This is a genomic window from Candidatus Sericytochromatia bacterium, assembly GCA_035285325.1.
In the GTDB taxonomy this organism is placed as follows: Bacteria; Cyanobacteriota; Sericytochromatia; order S15B-MN24; family JAQBPE01; genus JAYKJB01.
In genome coordinates this window covers 1-2,515 of the sequence record JAYKJB010000110.1, presented here as the reverse complement: position 1 = coordinate 2,515, position 2,515 = coordinate 1, and the positions used below count along the sequence as shown (strand labels likewise).

Annotated in this window: 2 protein-coding genes; both read right to left on the bottom strand. The window is 71.1% G+C overall.

Annotated features, from left to right (window positions below):
• A partial coding sequence (locus tag VKP62_13820) for a protein kinase (protein ID MEB3198274.1) occupies positions 1 to 1,976 on the bottom strand: 1,976 nt, incomplete at its 3' end.
• A 3-nt stretch (positions 1,977 to 1,979) separates the two neighbouring features.
• On the bottom strand, positions 1,980 to 2,515 hold a 536-nt coding region (locus tag VKP62_13815), incomplete at its 5' end, for a hypothetical protein (GenBank protein MEB3198273.1).

Here is a 2,515-nt window from a genome sequence, read left to right as displayed (position 1 = left end):
GCCAGCAACTTGGCCGCTTCGCTGCGCCCCGCAGGCGTCCATAGCCGCTCCGGGTCGCCGAGCAGGGCCTCGAACCGGCCCGCCAGGGACGCCCGCGCGCCGCTGCGGCGCAGGCCCGCTGCCGCTGCCTCCAGCGAGGGCTGCAGCGCGGCGGCTTGCTGCCAACTGCTCCGGGCCTCACCCCAGTTTTCCTCGCGTTCGGCGTTTTCCGCAGCGCGCACCGCGGTCTGCAGCTGTCGGTCCACCTCGAGGCCAGCCAACTGCTGCAAAGCCATCGCGAGTGCATCGTCCCCCGGCCGAAGGCTGCCTGCGCGCTCGAGTTGCTCGCGCGCCGCTTCGAGCCGACCGTCGCCCAACGCCTCGAGGCCGGCAGCCATGGCCGCGGCGAAGCGGTCGCCCGATTCACGGTCATTGATGCGGCGGAGGGCCGCCGCGGCACCCGGCGCCTCAGCGTCCAGGCTCAGGGCCTGCTGATACGCGGCGAGCGCAGCGCGATACCGCCCGGCAGACTCTTCACGGGCCGCTTGATCGAGTTGAGCGAAGACCGCGTCCAGGGTGGCCACCCTCGCCTGCCCGCGCCTCACAGCCGGATGATCGGGCTCAATGGCCGCCGCAAGGTCGAAGGCGCGCGAGGCGGCCACCGCATCGCCCCTGGACAGGGCGTCTGCGCCCTCGGCGAGGGCTGCCTTCAGGGCCTCGTCGCGGCCCGCCTCCCCCGCCTCGAGCGCTTGCGCGGCCGCCACCCAGCCGTCCCTGGCCTGCTCGAACTGACCCAGATCCAAGGCGGTGACCGCCGCCGCCGCACGCTCCCGGGCCTCCGCCAGCAGGGCGGCGGCCCAGAGGGCGGAGGGCTGGGCATCCAGACGGGCCTTGATCTCGGCAAAGGCGTCCCTGGCCGCCTGCGCGGCCTTGCGTGCCTCGCTGCTGGCCGCCGCTTGCGCGGCGCTGCGCCGCGCGGCCTCTGCCTGACTGGCTGCTTCCGCCGCTGCGTGCGCCGCGGTCTGTCGGGCCCGCTGCTCGGCCCAGTCCGGCAGCCAGTACAGGGCTGCCGTCACCACGGCCACCAGGCACAGGGATGCAGCAGCCCACCACCGTGTCGGCCGACGGGACGTGAGCCGTGCGGCAGGAGGTCCCGTGGCCGCGGAAGCAGGGGCGAACCGGAGGGGCTCGGTCTGTTCATCCTGATCACTCGCCGCACGCTCGAGTTCCTGCAGCACCGCGGCCGCATCCACTGGCCTGTCGGCCGGGCTTTTCGCCAGAAGGCGCAACGTCAGGCGCCGTACGCGCTCGGGCGCAGGCTGACGTGGCACCGGCGGGGGCACCGGTTCGTGCAGTACGCGCTCGGGAGAGGGATCGGGATAGAACGGCGGATAGGCCGTCAGCAACTCGTGGAGCAGGGTCCCGAGGGCGTAGAAATCGTCCGCCGCCGTGGCTGGCTCGCCACGGATCAACTGGGGACTTTGCCGGCCCGGGGTACCGCCTTCGAGCCTTGCGCCCAGGGGAACGCTGAGCTCGAAGTCGGTGAGCCTGACCGCCCCGGCTGCGTCGATCAGCACGTTGCCGGGCTTGAGGTCGCCATGGACGCGCCCGGCGGCATGCACCTGCCTGAGCAGCCTGACCAGCGCCGCGAAATGGGCACTCCAGACCCGCCAGGGCCGCCCACGGAACTGGCTGAAATCACCACCGGTCAGGTAGGCCATTGGCATGATGCTCCACCCATCCGCCTCGATCGGCTCGGCACAGGCCACCGCCAACTCGGGCCCGAGCAGGGCGGCGACCTCGGCCGCACGGGAGTGGCGGGCGGCGGTGGCGGGGCCCCCCGGATGCGCAAGGTCGACACACTTCAGGGCGAGGAGCTCACCATCGGCCACGGAGGTGGCCAACCAAACCTGTACCGGTCCACGATCGGCGAGCAGCCGTTGCAGGCGGAACCGTCCGCCGAGGTTCCAGCCGATTTCCAGCTCAGGCGTGGACACGGTTCATCCGGGGCCGGGTGCGGCAGCAGGCTCCGACGGGGGCAGGCCTACCTCCTCCCGGTACAGCTCCTGCAGCAACTTGCGCCACTCGGCGTATTGCTCGTCGGCAGTGCCCGTGAGCCGCAGCGTGCGGCCCTCCACTTCCACGACCAGGGGGGCTGCCTCGGACTCGAAGGAGTTGGACAATTCCTTCAGCGCGTCGGTATGCATCTTGGCCTCCTCGCGCTTCTTGATGCCGCTCATCACGGCCATCACGCCGCCTGCGGCAGCCCCATAGCGAGCAGCATCCACCGCCCGGGCGCAGGTGCTATTGCCACAGTTGTCGGGCACCAGGATGGAGGCAGCCACGGCAATGGCGCCCATAGCGATACGGTTGCGCGCCTGTGCCTTCAGCTTTTCCTCCGACTGGATCTCGTCGTAGGTGTAGCGACGCCAGTTGGAATAAGGCTCGTCCATGCGCTCGGAGAACGAGGCATAGCTATCGCTCACGGCATCGACCAGGTTGGCATCGCGCTCGCGGATGCGCTCGACCCGCTGCA